This window comes from Bradyrhizobium cedriense, assembly GCF_054602315.1.
Genome location: NZ_JBTSWB010000007.1, coordinates 325111 through 339746 on the forward strand (window position 1 = coordinate 325111; position 14636 = coordinate 339746).

15 protein-coding genes are annotated in these 14636 nt (G+C 65.2%); 6 read left to right on the top strand and 9 right to left on the bottom strand.

Annotated features, from left to right (window positions below; translation table 11 throughout):
• Nucleotides 1-11: 11 nt before the first annotated feature.
• The 6 genes from ccmI to ACYCVF_RS26965 form a co-directional block, all read right to left on the bottom strand.
• Complete coding sequence (gene ccmI, locus ACYCVF_RS26940; protein ID WP_459601430.1) at nucleotides 12-1118, bottom strand: c-type cytochrome biogenesis protein CcmI; 1107 nt, start codon at nucleotides 1116-1118, stop codon at nucleotides 12-14.
• Between the two features lie 132 nt (nucleotides 1119-1250).
• Complete coding sequence (locus ACYCVF_RS26945; protein ID WP_459601432.1) at nucleotides 1251-1520, bottom strand: hypothetical protein; 270 nt, start codon at nucleotides 1518-1520, stop codon at nucleotides 1251-1253.
• A 97-nt stretch (nucleotides 1521-1617) separates the two neighbouring features.
• Nucleotides 1618-3018: a hypothetical protein gene (locus tag ACYCVF_RS26950; RefSeq protein ID WP_459601434.1), complete on the bottom strand. Its 1401-nt coding sequence runs from the start codon at nucleotides 3016-3018 to the stop codon at nucleotides 1618-1620.
• Nucleotides 3019-3180: 162 nt separating this feature from the next.
• Nucleotides 3181-4557, bottom strand: coding sequence for an ATP-binding protein (locus tag ACYCVF_RS26955; RefSeq protein WP_459601436.1), 1377 nt, complete (start codon nucleotides 4555-4557; stop codon nucleotides 3181-3183).
• A 106-nt stretch (nucleotides 4558-4663) separates the two neighbouring features.
• Complete coding sequence (locus tag ACYCVF_RS26960; RefSeq protein ID WP_011085905.1) at nucleotides 4664-5338, bottom strand: response regulator transcription factor; 675 nt, start codon at nucleotides 5336-5338, stop codon at nucleotides 4664-4666.
• Between the two features lie 245 nt (nucleotides 5339-5583).
• A complete protein-coding gene (locus ACYCVF_RS26965; RefSeq protein WP_196232375.1) occupies nucleotides 5584-5739 on the bottom strand; it encodes a hypothetical protein in 156 nt (51 codons plus the stop codon).
• A gap of 230 nt (nucleotides 5740-5969) precedes the next feature.
• On the opposite strand from ACYCVF_RS26965, the gene ku reads away from it, so the two are divergent.
• From ku to ACYCVF_RS26995, 6 genes are all read left to right on the top strand, one after another.
• Entirely contained in the window at nucleotides 5970-6953 is a 984-nt protein-coding gene (gene ku / locus ACYCVF_RS26970; protein WP_459601438.1) for a non-homologous end joining protein Ku, read from the top strand.
• Between the two features lie 60 nt (nucleotides 6954-7013).
• Nucleotides 7014-7250 carry a hypothetical protein gene (locus ACYCVF_RS26975; RefSeq protein WP_459601440.1) on the top strand — a complete coding sequence of 79 codons (237 nt, stop codon included), beginning with the start codon at nucleotides 7014-7016 and terminating at the stop codon, nucleotides 7248-7250.
• A gap of 291 nt (nucleotides 7251-7541) precedes the next feature.
• Entirely contained in the window at nucleotides 7542-7706 is a 165-nt protein-coding gene (locus ACYCVF_RS26980) for a Flp family type IVb pilin (RefSeq protein WP_459601442.1), read from the top strand.
• A gap of 132 nt (nucleotides 7707-7838) precedes the next feature.
• Entirely contained in the window at nucleotides 7839-9380 is a 1542-nt protein-coding gene (locus ACYCVF_RS26985; RefSeq protein ID WP_459601444.1) for a thymidine phosphorylase family protein, read from the top strand.
• Nucleotides 9377-10297: a ribose-phosphate pyrophosphokinase gene (locus ACYCVF_RS26990; protein WP_459601446.1), complete on the top strand. Its 921-nt coding sequence runs from the start codon at nucleotides 9377-9379 to the stop codon at nucleotides 10295-10297. Before ACYCVF_RS26985 ends, ACYCVF_RS26990 begins: the two co-directional genes overlap by 4 nt.
• Nucleotides 10294-11889, top strand: coding sequence for an MBL fold metallo-hydrolase (locus tag ACYCVF_RS26995; RefSeq protein ID WP_459601448.1), 1596 nt, complete (start codon nucleotides 10294-10296; stop codon nucleotides 11887-11889). Before ACYCVF_RS26990 ends, ACYCVF_RS26995 begins: the two co-directional genes overlap by 4 nt.
• A 910-nt stretch (nucleotides 11890-12799) precedes the next feature.
• Here the strand turns inward: ACYCVF_RS26995 and ACYCVF_RS27000 are convergent.
• The 3 genes from ACYCVF_RS27000 to ACYCVF_RS27010 form a co-directional block, all read right to left on the bottom strand.
• A complete protein-coding gene (locus ACYCVF_RS27000; protein WP_459601450.1) occupies nucleotides 12800-13105 on the bottom strand; it encodes a putative quinol monooxygenase in 306 nt (101 codons plus the stop codon).
• Between the two features lie 79 nt (nucleotides 13106-13184).
• Nucleotides 13185-13874 (bottom strand): type 1 glutamine amidotransferase domain-containing protein, encoded by a 690-nt coding sequence (locus tag ACYCVF_RS27005; protein ID WP_459601452.1) that lies wholly within the window; start codon nucleotides 13872-13874, stop codon nucleotides 13185-13187.
• Between the two features lie 126 nt (nucleotides 13875-14000).
• Complete coding sequence (locus ACYCVF_RS27010) at nucleotides 14001-14633, bottom strand: hypothetical protein (RefSeq protein ID WP_459601454.1); 633 nt, start codon at nucleotides 14631-14633, stop codon at nucleotides 14001-14003.
• Nucleotides 14634-14636 lie beyond the last annotated feature (3 nt).

Genomic DNA, 14636 nt, shown 5'->3' on the forward strand with positions numbered 1-14636 from the left:
TTCCGAAATCGTCATCCGCCGAGCCCGAGAGTCCTCAGGCCTTCGTTGAGCTGGCGCAGCCGGTCCGCGTCGCTGGCAACCGCCTGGCGAGCATCGGCCGAGGCTCCCACAGCCTTGTCGCGCTCGCCCATCACGAGATAGGCGCGCACCAGGCGCAGCCAGCCCTCGACATCGTCGCCATTCTGCTTGAGCCGCGTCGCCAGACGATCGACCATGCCGCGCACCATCGCGTTGCGATCGCCTTCAGCCAGATCCCTGGAGGCAGCAATCGTCTCATCGGACAGCGCGGGCATCGTGTCGCCCCCGCCGACCCGCGCGAGCGAGGACTGCACCAGGGCACGCCACGGCGCATCCCCCGGCGCTTTCGCGAGCAGCGCGCGCCAGATCGTGGCTGCATCGCCCTTGCGGCCGTCCTGCTCGGCGGCAAGACCCAGGAAGTAGTTTGCCTTGGGATCATCAGCGTTCAAGGCGTGAGCTCGCTCGAACTCGGCCTTGGCCTCGGCAGTCACCACGCCTCCGGCGGCAGCCGAGATCGCTTCGCCGAGATCGGACCGGCGCTCCGCGCTCTCGCCATTGTAGGTGAGCGAGTTGCGATAGGCGCGCACCGCGTCGTCGAAGCGGCCGAGCCGCTCCAGAACGGGTGCGAGCACGTTCCAGCCGCGCCCGTCGGTCGGATTCTTTTCCAGATGTTGCTCGACCTGCACGACAAGGTTCTCGAGAGACTGTGCCATCCCGGACCCGCGCTCCCGCTGCGCCAGGGGAAAGTCCTGAAGCCTCGGTGAGCCGAGCGGCATGTAGATGCCGGCCGCAACGAGCGGCAGCCCGGCGAGCGCCAGCACAGCCGCCGCACGGCGCCATTTGAGGCTCGACTTCGGCGCCGTTGCGGGCTCGCTGGCCGCTGCCGCGAGCAGCCTGCGGCTGATCTCGACGCGCGCCGCCTCGGCCTCCGGCGCAGGGATCAATCCTGCCGTGAGATCACGCTCGATCTCGGCCAACTGGTCCTTGTAGACCGCGACCTCGCTGCCCTGATCTTGTGCGCGGCTGCTGCGGCCAAGCGGCCAGAGCACGGCGAAAATCGCCGCGACCGTCATCAGCGCGAACACGAACCATAACGTCATCTGGCAAGCTTCCGGCGGCGCAAGAACCGCGCCTATAGGTGCCTTTACACCACGGCCGGACGATGCGGCAATTGACAATTGTCAAATCGGCTCGAACCGCGCACGGTCCCGAAACGGTGAAACTCCAACGGCTTAGCCGATCTCGAAGTCCGCGCTCTGCGCGGCATCCTCGCCGTGCCCGTTATAGACCTTCAGGAAGTATGTTCCCGGCCTGATCGCATCGGGCAACCGGATGCGTAGCGCTCCGACCGGAACCGGAGAGGCGACCCTGGTGACCGTCTCCGGGAATTGCCGGCCGCTTTCCTTCTCAACCAGCACCACCTTCGCGCCCACCATCAATCGTTGGTACTTGGCCGTAATGACGTGGTTCTCGATTTCGACGGAGCTGATGATGGACTTCATGCGCGTGCAGATAGAGATTCCCGAACTTGCTCGGGGACCGTACGGCGCGTCATCGATACCGTCAACCAGAAATTGTGATCACCAAATTTTCGCTTGATCAGCCCGCGCGCGACGATTTGCGCTCGCCGGTGAGCGCGTTCTCTGCCGCGCGACTCATCAGCGAGGCGTAGTCGTCGCCGAACAGCACCTGGCAGAAGCGGATGGCTGCCTGGACCTGCTGCTGGCGATAGGTGCGGACCTTGTGATCGGCGGCGCGCAGCGACTGCACCAGCTGCTCGGTGGACCGTTCCACATACTGCTGGAGATCGGAATAGGTCCGCAGGGTCACCTCGTTGATCGCGAGCTCGCTCGCATAGTTGCGGCAGGTCGCGACGAAGTCGATCAGCGCCACCGCCTCCTCTACCTCGGTGCTGTCGATCCGCGCGCCCGGCGGAATGTCCTTCTCCGGACGCTGGCGCAGGATACGGCGAACGCGGCCGGGAACGCTGTCGATTTCGGATTGCAGTGCATTGGAGATGTCGGCCCGGATCGAGGTCAACTGCTTGCCCCAAGCGGAATCGTTGCGCAGGTCTAGCTCGGTGCGCAGGCCACGCACGCCGTCGTGCAGCGTCTTGAGATTGCCGGCGACGTTGTCGAAATGGCCGCGCTTGATGTCCATGCGAAGGATCGCGGCCACGCAGGACAGATCATGCAGCGCGATCGTGACGGCAGCGCCATAAGGCGTCGCCGCGACGCGGATCTCGTCGTCGGACGCGGCAATCTTGATGGCGAGGCGGATGATCTGCCAGGGGGCGGTCATCCGCTGCACGACCATCGAAAGCGCGAAGGGCAGCATCTGAGGCGTTTGAAGCGCGGGTATGTTGAGCGCGGACGTCACCGAGGCGATCTGGGGATCGCCGAAGGCGCGCAGGAAGCGCGGCAGCTTCTCGTTCAAGGTGGCGATGGCCTCACGGACCTGGAGGACCGCCCCGATCGAATAGAGGTCCTCGATCACGTTCGGCGGTCCGACGCGGGCCATCGCGCGCGACTTGTCGCCGCCGCCCGGCCCCGTCAACTCGAGGATCGCATCCGCGGCCACCGTCTGGAGCTTTTGCGCGAGGACCTCGACCTGCCCTGCATTGTCGGCCGGGATGCGCGACAGCGCCGCCTCGAATTCGCTGATCTTGTCCGGGGCGCCGTCACGGCCGAGCCATTGCCAGATCGGCTGGAGCGACGAGCGGCGGATCTGCCCAACCCGGATCGGGACGCCCGCCTCGACCAGGAACGGTTCCAGCACCTGGAACAGCAGCCGCGACAGATCGTCCGTCCGCGGCGGCGGAGCTTCGTCGGCTTCGGTCTTGCGGACGATCTTGCGCAACTGATCGAGCACGAGGGTCGCGACGGCCGTATCCTGACCGCGCTCCAGCGCGCGCTCGAACTCCCGCATCAGCAACGCCTGCGACTGCGGCGGGAGCTGCGCGAGATATTCCGTCAGCCGCTCGATCGATGTCTGGCTCATGCGCCCGGGTAATGCACGGTAAATTGGCGGACATGGGATGCGTCCGGGGGCCGATCTTAGGAGGTCGCCACTTAAGAAGCCGTTTAGGAAGTGGCTTCGAATGCCGCCGGTTTTCCCTGGACGCGTGTCGACGACGGGAAAAAGCCTCGTGGCAACAAGGGATTATACTCCAGGAAGGACCAGTTCGGCGCGCAGGCCACGGTTTGGCGCAGAGCCGAGCGAAAGGCTGCCGCCATAGAGCGCGGCGAGATCGGTCACGATCGACAACCCGAGCCCCGAGCCGGGCTTGGACTCGTCGAGCCGCTGGCCGCGCCGGGAGACCTGCGCGCGCTCGGCCTCCGACAGGCCCCGCCCGTCGTCGTCGACGATGATCCGCAGGCGCGGGCCGGCGCCGGTTTGGTGCGGCGTCTCGACCCGCACCTCGATGAAGACGCGCGAAGCTGCCCATTTGCAGGCATTGTCGACGAGATTGCCGACCATCTCCTCAAGATCCTGCCGCTCGCCCCGGAACTTTGCGGATGGATCGGCCTTGGCCTCGACCACGATGTCGCGGTCGCGATGGATCTTCTCCATGGTCCGCCGCAGCGCCTCGATGGCAGGCGCCACTTCCGTCACGGTCGCGACCACCGAAACCCGCGCCGCAATGCGCGCACGCTGGAGGTGATGGGCGACCTGGTCGCGCATCAGGTCCGCTTGCTCCATCACCTTGGCTGCGAACGGATCGGCCGCATGGGCGCCGGCCTCGTTGACGATGACCGAGAGCGGGGTCTTGATCGCGTGGGCGAGATTGCCAACATGGGTGCGCGCGCGCTCGACGATCTCGCGATTGGCATCGATCAGCGCGTTGGTCTCGCGCGCCAGCGGCGCGATCTCGACCGGGAATTCACCCTCGAGACGTTCTGCCCGCCCAGAGCGGATGTCGGCGATCGATTCCGAGATGCGCTTGAGCGGCGCGAGGCCGAAGCGGACCTGGAATACGGTCGTCAGCAGCAGCACGATGCCGAGCGCCGTGAACGTGCCGCCGAGATAGTAGTCGAAGCTTCGCGTCTCGTCGAAGATCTCGGTGTCGTCGCCGGCGACGCTGACGAGAAATTTGCCATCGGCGCCGAGATCGACCGGCCGCTCGACCATGCGCAGGTTCTGCCCTTCCGGTCCGTCGACATAGGCGAGGCGGATGCCGGCGGCGGTGAGCTCGGCGCCCTGCTCTTCCAGCTTCGGCAGCTTCTTGTCCCAGAGCGAGCGCGAGGAGCGGACCTCCGGCTTTTCCGTGTCGGTCCGCGTGATCTGCCAGTACCAGCCGGACAGCGGCAGCTCGAACAGGGGCTCGCCAAGCGATTGGAACTGCCGATCCGGCGGCTCGTCGGGGGTCGCGACCTCCGCGATCAACGTGCGCAGATAGAGATTGAGCCGGCGGTCGAAGGCGCGCTCGGTGGCATCTTTGTAGACCGACGACAGCACGACGCCCGTGATGGCGAGGATCACCACGAGCCAGGCGGTCGCCGACAAGAACAGTCGGTTCGCAAGCGAGCTAGCGGCCATCGGAACGGTCCCGGCACGGGCTGGAAGTCAGGCAGTCGGAGGTCATGGGCCGAACAAGGCCCGTGTCAGCGCGGCCGTCAAGCCCGGACCGCTCGAAGCCCGGGCCTCAGGCGCCCGGCGCAGGCGGCGGGGTCAGGAGATAGCCGAGACCGCGGACGGTCTGGATGATGTCGACGTCGAGCTTCTTGCGGATGCGTCCGACGAAGACCTCGATGGTGTTGGAGTCGCGGTCGAAATCCTGGTCGTAGAGATGCTCGACCAGTTCGGTGCGCGAGACCACCCGCCCGGAATGGTGCATCAGATAGGCCAGAAGCCGATATTCGTGCGAAGTCATCTTCACGGGATTGCCTGACACGCTGACCCGGCCGGTCCGGGTGTCGAGCGTGACGGGACCGCAGCTGAGCTCGCTCTGCGCGTGGCCGGTCGAGCGACGCAGCAGGGCGCGGATGCGTGCCAGCACCTCCTCCAGATGGAACGGCTTTGCGACATAGTCATCGGCGCCGGCATCGAAGCCCTGCACCTTGTCGCTCCAGCGGTCCCGTGCGGTGAGGATCAGGACCGGCATGGTGCGGCCGTTGCGGCGCCAAGCCTCCAGCACCGAGATGCCGTCCTTCTTCGGCAGGCCGATGTCCAGCACCACGGCGTCATACGGCTCGTTGTCGCCGAGATAGTGCCCCTCCTCCCCGTCGAAGGCCCGATCGACGACATAGCCGGCGTCGGTCAGCGCCTTGGTGAGCTGGCGATTGAGATCGGGGTCGTCCTCAACAACGAGCAGGCGCACGCGTCTCTCCAAAGATAGGCTGCAAGAACAGGCTGCATGAATACACCATAAGAGATGAGCAATTCCGGCGTGAACTGAATATGAACGCGGGGAACCGGGCTCCGTTACTTTTTGGTCATATACGACCTGTTACGAGCCAATGCGACTGCGCCCGCCAGGCCGCGGGACGAGCCGGCGGCATGGCGGGCGCAGTGTGTGCCGGGTTGCGCGGCGAGCCGGAAGGTCCGGCCGCCCTGATCCGGCCGTCAGGTGCGGAAGAAGACGAACCAGACGACGGCGAGGATCAGGATTGCGAGCCCGGTCGAGATGGCGAGCAGCGCCGCCACCGAGGGTCCAGGCTCGCCCTGACGCGCCTCGGTCGGAGTTTCCACGATCCGCTTCTGCTCTCGCGTGGTTGCCATGGTAACCTCAATCTCTCGCTGTCGCGTCGGATGGCCGCGACCTTCTCGCGGTTATGTCGTGCGGGAGCAACGCGTGATCGCGGGCGATGTTCCGGCCATGGGCGTGCTCCGGCAATGCGGTACAGGCCGCGATTAACGCCGTTGCGAGATTCCATGCCGGCGGTTGCTATGATTCGGACCTGGGCGATGTTATCCTTAGCGCTTGTCCTCTGTTGCGTCTGGAGTAGCCCATGGCCCCCCGCGCCAATTGGAAGGGTTTTCTGCGTCTGTCGCTCGTGACCTGTCCGGTCGCGCTCTATCCAGCCACTTCGGATACCGAGAAAGTCTCGTTCAACCAGATCAACCGCAAGACCGGTCATCGGATCAAGTATCTCAAGGTCGACGCCGAGACCGGTGACGAGGTGACGTCCGAGGACATCGTCAAGGGCTACAAGGTCGACACCGACACCTATATCGAGGTCACCAAGGACGAGCTCGACGAAATCGCCCTGGACTCGACCCACACGATCGAGATCGACGAGTTCGTGCCCAAGGCCGACATCGACAACCGCTACCTGATCCGTCCCTACTACCTCGTGCCCGACGGCAAGGTCGGCCACGACGCCTATGCGGTGATCCGCGAGACCATCCGCAGCATGGACAAGGTCGCGATCGGCCGCGTGGTGCTGACCAATCGCGAGCACATCATTGCACTGGAGCCGCTGGATAGCGGGCTGATGGGCACGCTGCTGCGCTACCCCTACGAGGTCCGCAGCGAGAAGGACTATTTCGACGAGATCCAGGACGTGAAGCTCACGAAGGACATGCTCGACCTCGCAAAGCACATCGTCGAGAAAAAGTCCGGCGCGTTCGAGCCCGAGCTGTTCGAGGACCATTACGAGACCGCGCTGATCGACCTCATCAACAAGAAGCGCAGCGGCATGCCGATTACCGCCAAGGCGGCACCGAAGACCGGCGGCAACGTCATCAATTTGATGGACGCGCTGAAGAAGAGCCTCGCGAGCGAGAAGGACGCGGCTCCCGCGGCGGGGGTCGCCAGGGAGTCCGTCAAGGGCAAGAAGCCGAAGAAGCGCGTCGAGGGGCAGCGGGAGATGCTGCTGCCGATCGCCGGCAAGGGCGGCAAGGAGGCTGCGGCAAAGACTGCGCCCAGGGACGCCGCGAAGAAGGCCGACAAGCCGGCGCGGGCTCCGGCGCGGGCGAAGAAGGTCGGCTAGCCGCATCGTACCCCCGCGATCGCCCCGTGATGTCTCTCCTCGCCGACCGGCCGGCCTGACATGCCCTGGTCGACGGCTTTCGACGATCCCGTTCGCGTCAGCAACAAGCGCAAGCTGCTCACGCTGCAGGAGGCCGCGGACTACATCATGCAGCTGCCCGAGGACGCCCAGCACGAGGCGCATTGGCAGACGGCGATCGAAACCTTGATCAATGCGGCCGAGACCGGCGGCGGCTGGGTGATGTTCGCACGCATCGCCATGTTGCGGGCGCTGAATACGGACGGCCGGCGTGGATGAGCGCAATGGAGATGTCCTTGCAGCGCCGATCGACGAACAGGCTCAACAATCGGTTAAGCGGCCGGACGATCTCGCCTCAACGGGGACGTCGGCCGCGCAGCCCGCGTGGGGGCCGCGATTTGAATCCATTTGGACCCATCGACGGAACCCTAATTTAATGGACTCCGTCGTATCAGCGGAGGCGCGATCGCCCGGGGCTTAATTCTTTTGGCGCGCAAAGACTTATTCGATCGATTTTCGAGTCCGATAACGAGGCGACCATCCATCGGATCGGATGAACAGGAGTTGGCAATGCGTCTGTTTAGGTCCTTCCTTGCCGATGAGAATGGCGCAACCGCGATCGAGTATGGCCTGATCGCCGCCGGAATTGCCCTGGCCATCGTGACCGTCGTGAACAACACGGGCGGCGCGCTGCTCAACAACAAGTTCAACTCGATCAGCTCGGCGATGAAGTAGCGGCAGGCCCTTGCCTGCGCGGCACTCCTCACCCGCCCTGGCCTCCCGCCTTGCGGGCCATGATCTGCGTCAACAGCATCGGGACGGCGATGTTTAAGCAGGGAGACCCAACTCCCTGTCGCCGGCCCGTCCATGCATCAAGACCTTCCGCACTCCCAACTGAAGATCCGCCGCGTCCGCCTCGATACCGGCCGTGAGAACGTCGTCGTCGTCTCAAGGCGCTCGAAGGCGCTGCGCGCGGAGATATTCCGCGGCTTCAGCCGCGTCGAGCTTCGTCTGGGTGGCAAGGTTCTCCTGGCGACGCTGCTGATCACGGACGACGATGCGCTGGCGGCTCCAGACGAGATCGGTCTCTCCGAACCCGCGTTCCGGCGCTTCGCGGAAGCCGTCGCAACGCCGGTCACGGTCAGGCCGGCCTCGCCTCCGGAGAGCCTGGAAGCGGTGCGCGCGAAGATCCGCGGACGAACCTTGAGCCAGGCCGAGATCGGCGCGATCATCAACGATCTCGCGCATTACCGCTACTCCGACATGGAGATCGCCGCCTTTCTGATCGGTTCGGCTAGCTTCATCACCAGCGACGAGCTTCTCGCCCTCACGGGGGCAATGGCGCAGGCCGGCACGCAATTGGTCTGGCCGGCCCCGATCGTCGTCGACAAGCATTGCATCGGGGGCATCCCCGGCAATCGCACATCGATGGTCGTGGTGCCGATCGTTGCCGCCCATGGTCTCCCGATCCCGAAGACCTCCTCGCGCGCCATCACCTCGCCTGCCGGCACCGCCGACACGATGGAGGTGCTGGCGCGGGTGAATGTCGGCGTCGAGGAGATGAAGGCGATCGTCTCGGCCTGCAACGGCTGTCTGATCTGGGGCGGGCACGTGAACCTGTCGCCGGCCGACGACGTCCTGATCTCGGTCGAGCGTCCCCTGAGCCTCGATACCCGCGAGCAGATGGTGGCCTCGATCATGTCCAAGAAGATCGCGGCGGGCTCGACCCATTTGTTGATCGACATTCCGGTCGGGCCGACCGCGAAAGTCACCGGCGGCGTCGAGGCCATGCGGCTGCGAAAGCTGTTCGAATTCGTCGGCGACCGCTTCGGCCGTACGGTCGAGGTGATCACGACCGACGGCAGCCAACCGATCGGCAACGGCATCGGGCCGGTGCTCGAGGCCAACGACGTCATGGCGGTGCTCGGCAACGAGCCGGACGCGCCGCGCGACCTGCGCGAGAAGTCGCTTCGGCTCGCCGCCCATCTCCTGGAATACGATCCGAAGCTGCGCGGCGGCGCCGGCTACGCGAGGGCTCGCGAACTGCTCGACAGTGGCGCGGCGCTGAAGCAGATGCAAAAGATCATCGACGCTCAGGGACCGTCGACATGCAGCAACGAGCTGGGACCGCTCAGCTTCGACGTCGAGGCGACGCATGACGGCATCGTATCCGCGATCGACTGCCTGCGCCTGAACCGCCTCGCCCGAACCGCCGGCGCGCCGCTCGACAAGGGCGCCGGCATCCGCCTGTTCAAGAAGATCGGCGACCGCGTCGAACAGGGCGAGCCGCTCTATCGCGTCTACACGTTCGACCGGCCCGAGCATGATCTGGTTGCCGCCGCCGCCGACGACGAGACCGGCTACCTCGTCAACGGACATGAGGCGCCGCAGGGCAAGGCGGCGCCGTGAGCACGGTTGCGCTCCAGACGTTGCCGTGCGGCACCGATGCGGCCAAGCGCCTTGCGGCGCGGCTTGGGCTCGCATGCGGCGAGATCGCCATACATCGCTTCCCGGACGGAGAGCTGCGGGTCGCGGTCGCGCCGGCGACCGACACCACGATCCTCTATGTCCCCCTCAATCAGCCCAACGACAAGCTGATCGCCCTGCTCTTCGCTGCGGAGGCCCTGCGACGCGACGGCGCGAAGCGGCTCGTCCTGGTCGCGCCCTATCTCTGCTACATGCGGCAGGATGCTGCATTTCATGCCGGCGAGGCCATCAGCCAGCGCGCCATGGGCAACCTGCTTGCAACGACCGTCGACCGCGTCGTCACCGTCGATGCGCATTTGCATCGCACTCCCGACATCAGGTCCGTGTTTCCTGGTATCGAAGCGGAGAACCTGTCCGCCATGCCGGCCATCGCGAACGCGCTGGCCGCCGGCGACATCGATCCCGCGACCGTCGTGATCGGGCCCGACATGGAGTCCGAGCCTTGGGTGAACGACGTCGCGAGCCGTTTGCGTTTGCAGCACACGGTGGCGCGCAAGACGCGGCACGGGGATCGTTCCGTAGCCGTCAGTTTTGCCGATCCCGACCTGCTCTCGGGACGACCCGCGCTCATGGTGGACGACATCGTGTCCTCCGGGACGACGCTGACGGCCACAGCGAAGGCACTGAGAGCGCTTGGCGCGACCGTGGTCGATGCCGTCGTGACGCACGCGCTGTTTCCAACCGCGATGATCGCCGCATTCACAGAGGCCGGCATACGGTCGATCCGCTCGACCGACAGCGTGCCGCATCCGACCAATGCGATTGCGATCGACGAGATTCTCGCGGCCGCCTTGCGGTCCGAATTGGCCACGACACATCTTCCGGAGGCGACGACATGAGCATCACCGTTCGATTTTGCGGCGCCGCCCGCACCGTGACCGGTTCGAGCTATCTGTTCCAGACCGCGACCGGTCGCTTCCTGGTCGATTGCGGCCTGTTCCAGGGTCAGAAGACGCTGAAGGAGCTCAACTACGGCGCCTTTCCGTTTCGCCCCGCCGATATCGATGCGGTGCTGCTCACGCATGCTCACATCGATCACAGCGGATTGCTGCCGAAACTCGTGCGCGCGGGATTCGAGGGACCGATCCTGGCGACGCGCGGCACGATCGATCTCTGCTCCTACATGCTGCCTGACGCCGGCAGCATCCAGGAATCGGAGGTCACCCAGCTCAACCGGCGCAACGTCTCGCGCGGGCGCAAGGAGGTGCAGCCGATCTACACGCAGGCGGACGCGATTGCATCGCTGCAATCGTTTCGCGCCGTCGACTATGAACGATGGACCGACGTGATCCCAGGCGTCCGCGCGCGTTACTGGAACGCCGGCCATTTGCTCGGCTCCGCCTCGATCGAACTCGAAATCGCCGAGCAAGGTTCGGCACGTCCGCTGCGCGTGCTGCTGTCGGGCGACGTCGGGCCCGAGGCCAAGCTGCTCCAGCCCGATCCCGAAGCGCCGACCGACTTCGACTACGTCATCTCGGAATCGACCTATGGCGACCGGCTGCGTGAGACCACCACACCTGCACTTCGCCGCAAGCACCTCGCGGCCGAGGTGCGCGACGCCGCGGCAGCCGGGGGCGCGCTGCTGCTGCCCGCCTTCGCGGTCGAGCGCACCCAGGAGCTGATCGTCGATCTCGTCGACCTGATGGAGCACGGCGAGATTCCGACGGCACCGGTCTTCCTCGATTCGCCGCTCGCGATCCGCGCGACCGAAGTATTCCGCCGGCATGCGGAGAGCCTCGACCCATCCGTCGACGTCATGCGCCTGCTCAACTCGCCGCACCTCAAATTCACCGAAACTCCGGACGAGAGCAAGGCGATCATGCGTCTCACCGGATTCCACATCATCATCGCCGCGAGCGGCATGTGCGACGCCGGCCGCATCCGCCATCATCTGAAACGCTGGCTCTGGAACGAGCGCGCGACCGTGCTGCTCGCAGGCTTCCAGGCCAACGGCACGCTCGGCCGCTTCCTCCAGAACGGGGCCAAGGCGGTGCGGATCCAGGGCGACGAGATCAAGGTCGCGGCCCGCATCCGCATGATCGACGAATATTCGGGCCACGCCGACGGCGCCGGCATGGCCAGCTGGATCGCGGCGCGCCGGCCGATCGCCCGCGGGCTGTTCCTGGTCCACGGCGAGGAAGGTGCGATTGCGGGGCTGGCCGAGCGCGTGGCCGAACGCATCATTCCCGCGGCCAAGGTCTACCAGCCGATGCTGGACGATATCTATGAGCTGGCCGCACCCGAACCGCGCGTGCTCGACGCGGATCGTCGCCGGCGGCTCGCGCCGGAGGCCGTGACCCGTCTCGACTGGCACAACGAGATGTCCGAGCTCATGCTCGACATCAACGACCGTGTCGCAGCCGCCGCCGACGATCGCGCCCGCGGCGTCATCATCCGAAGGCTGCGCCGCGCGCTGCAGGAGAAGGCATAGGGACGCCGGACGGCATTTGGCGTCATAACCCGTCCCAATCTCGTCATTGCGAGGAGCGCTTGCGACGAAGCAATCCAGAATCCGTCCGCTGAGAGACTCTGGATTGCTTCGCTTCGCTCGCAATGACGGAGTGTGGAGAGATGACGTCGCTTTAGCGACTTACACTTCATCCGCTGACATACCTTCGCGTTCTCGCGGCTTGTTTCGCCCGAGCTTTGCTGTCTTCTTCGCCCCTCTTCGAAAGCAAGGGCGCAGGGAAGGCCGGGCGCCGGCTGGCACCCGAAGTCCCGCGTGTGCTAGAGAACGCGCACGGGGTGGACGACAGGTGATGCCGGTTGCCCGGCCTTCCCTGCGCGATGGTTTTCACGGTGTCCTTCGTGCTCTCCCCGGGGAGCGATGCACTATTGCCCCCGTCGCCTTGCGGATGGCTGACGCACGTGCCCGGTTGGGCCGCCGCATCACCGCAAGCCTTGACGCACAGACCCCGGGCGTCAGGACCACACGACTTCTCCGTCCGCGCACATCCCCATCCGCGTTCCCGATTGCTGGCGTGCGCTCGCCATCGAGACCGGACAGAGACGCTGTCAGCGCCGTGTCGTATCGCGCCTGCCGCTGCTCACGGTCTCCCGCCCTGCAACAACCATTGCGCGCCGACGCCGTCGCGGCCATCGCATCCCGGCCCGCGTCTCGTGACGATCGCGAAACGCCCCTTGTGGCGGGCGGGATGTTTCGGCTTGTACGGCAAAACCGAACTTCTGTAAATTCGAATATTTCGCGCGCGGCTATCGACCTAGCGCTGGGGTGTTTTGCTGTCGGGCAACGCAACCGATTGTAGCCCGAATCGAGCAGAGCTGAAATCTGGAGAGCAGGTTCCGCGGATGCGGCGACGACGAAGCTTCGCCGATCCCGTTCACTTGTCCCCAACCTCGACCGCTTCCAGGATCACTGCAGTCCGATCGGCCAACTCGGGAATTTTGGCGAGATAGGCCTGGTAATGCGGCGAGGCCCGGTGAGCTTCGACGGCCGCAACATCGCGGTACAGTTCGTCGAGAACGTAGCGATCTTCGTTCGATATGTCGCGCCAGACATCCCACCGCAGGTTGCCAGGCTCGGCCCTGGAATGCGGAGCCATACCGACAAGCAATGCGCTCAGTTCAGCGGACTTGCCCGGGCGAGCAACCAGGATCGCGGTAATCTTGGATGCCGATTGCGTCATTCGATAGCTACCCATGCGAGGGTAAGCGCGGCCTCGGATGCCGGGCCCATCCCTCTCGAATTCCATACGCTGCGAATCTTCAGATTTTCGCGGTAGTGCTCTTATCCTTGAGGGCGGTCAGCAACTCCTTTCCCAGCGCTCCGGCCGACGCGGGGTTCTGCCCCGTGATGAGCCGGCCATCGACGACGACGTGAGGTTGCCAGTTGGCCGTGGACGAGTACTCGGCACCCTCTGCTCTCAACGCATCCTCGAGCTCGTAAGGCACATCATCGCGGGCGTAGTCATACTCTTCCTTCTTCGAGAAGGACGTGAGCTTCTTGCCGCGCACGAAAGGAACGCCGTCGCCGAGGTCGACGCCAAGCAGCGCGCACGGCCCGTGACAAACGGCGGCTACGAGCTTGCCAGTGCTCCAGGCACGCACAACGGCATTCTGGACTGCTGCATTGCGTTGGATATCCACCATGGGCCCAAGTCCGCCGGGCACCAGGATGGCATCGTAGTCGGCGGCGTCCACCTCGGACAATTTGCGGCTGTGATTCAAGCGGCGAAAGGCCTTGCTAGAGAGAAAATCCTTCTGAGCGGGATCTTTCTCGTCGTACGCATCGTAAGGCGTCCATCCCCCGGCCGGTGACGCGAATTCCACCGCGACCCCAGCCTTGTCGAGCACCTCGAAAGGATGGGCGACCTCGGCGAAAAAGAAGCCGGTCTTGCGACTATGCGGACCGATCACGGCTGCGTTGGTGACAATAAAGAGGACATGCTTGGTCATGTTTTTCTCCTTTCGATAACGCTGTGCACTCGGGCGGCCGGAACGCGAGGACTGGCCGACCCATATTTTCGTTGTCGGGATCCTGGCTCCGCGATTGGGATCGCCTTGGCGCGACGCAGAGAACGGTCAGTTCGGACAGGGTTGTCCGGCCGCTCCCCACATTGCCATGTCCTTGACGTGAGCCTCGAAGGTGCCCGGCGGCGTCGAGCGGCCTGCGCCCGGGGCCCAGCCGCGGGGGATGAAGCCGTTCAGGGATGCATCGTGCCGCAGATGTTCGAGCAGGCCGACGGCGTCGCGACCGCCATTGCGCTTGGGGTCCTTCATCTGCGCGCAGATCTCGGCGCCGCTCTTGCCGAACCAGATGAACTCCACCGGGGCAAGCTGCCAGTCGATGCCGGCACGCGGCGGTGCCGGGGCCGGCTCGTTGGCCTGTGTGGAGGTCATGTGGCAGGTCGAACAGGGAATCGCCTCCGCGCCGATGCGGCTCTCGCCACCGTGGATGTTCATGCCATGCACCCTTGGCTTCGTCTCGCCTGCGGGTGTCCAGATCGGGATCGCCTTGGCATCGACATGACAATTGGCGCAACGTGGATGTGTCACGACGGCCTCGATCCGCTTCCAGGCCTCCAGCCCCTCGGCGCGGCTGACGCTGCCCGGCGGCAGCACGTCCTTGGCGGCCTCGTCCTTGGCCGCGACAATTCCCGTGAAGGCCGCGATTGACGCCGCTGCGAGGACGACCGCGATCAGAGATCTCTTCATTGT

What these genes read in the sequence shown, in the direction of transcription:
- ACYCVF_RS26975 (WP_459601440.1), top strand. Translation starts at nt 7,014, where the DNA reads ATGCCCTGGTCGACGGCTTTCGACGATCCCGTTCGCGTCAGCAACAAG.
- ku (WP_459601438.1), top strand. Translation starts at nt 5,970, where the DNA reads ATGGCCCCCCGCGCCAATTGGAAGGGTTTTCTGCGTCTGTCGCTCGTG.
- ACYCVF_RS26985 (WP_459601444.1), top strand. Translation starts at nt 7,839, where the DNA reads ATGCATCAAGACCTTCCGCACTCCCAACTGAAGATCCGCCGCGTCCGC.
- ACYCVF_RS26950 (WP_459601434.1), bottom strand. Translation starts at nt 3,018, where the DNA reads ATGAGCCAGACATCGATCGAGCGGCTGACGGAATATCTCGCGCAGCTC.
- ACYCVF_RS27005 (WP_459601452.1), bottom strand. Translation starts at nt 13,874, where the DNA reads ATGACCAAGCATGTCCTCTTTATTGTCACCAACGCAGCCGTGATCGGT.
- ACYCVF_RS26980 (WP_459601442.1), top strand. Translation starts at nt 7,542, where the DNA reads ATGCGTCTGTTTAGGTCCTTCCTTGCCGATGAGAATGGCGCAACCGCG.
- ccmI (WP_459601430.1), bottom strand. Translation starts at nt 1,118, where the DNA reads ATGACGTTATGGTTCGTGTTCGCGCTGATGACGGTCGCGGCGATTTTC.
- ACYCVF_RS26945 (WP_459601432.1), bottom strand. Translation starts at nt 1,520, where the DNA reads ATGAAGTCCATCATCAGCTCCGTCGAAATCGAGAACCACGTCATTACG.
- ACYCVF_RS27010 (WP_459601454.1), bottom strand. Translation starts at nt 14,633, where the DNA reads ATGAAGAGATCTCTGATCGCGGTCGTCCTCGCAGCGGCGTCAATCGCG.
- ACYCVF_RS26965 (WP_196232375.1), bottom strand. Translation starts at nt 5,739, where the DNA reads ATGGCAACCACGCGAGAGCAGAAGCGGATCGTGGAAACTCCGACCGAG.
- ACYCVF_RS26995 (WP_459601448.1), top strand. Translation starts at nt 10,294, where the DNA reads ATGAGCATCACCGTTCGATTTTGCGGCGCCGCCCGCACCGTGACCGGT.
- ACYCVF_RS26955 (WP_459601436.1), bottom strand. Translation starts at nt 4,557, where the DNA reads ATGGCCGCTAGCTCGCTTGCGAACCGACTGTTCTTGTCGGCGACCGCC.
- ACYCVF_RS27000 (WP_459601450.1), bottom strand. Translation starts at nt 13,105, where the DNA reads ATGACGCAATCGGCATCCAAGATTACCGCGATCCTGGTTGCTCGCCCG.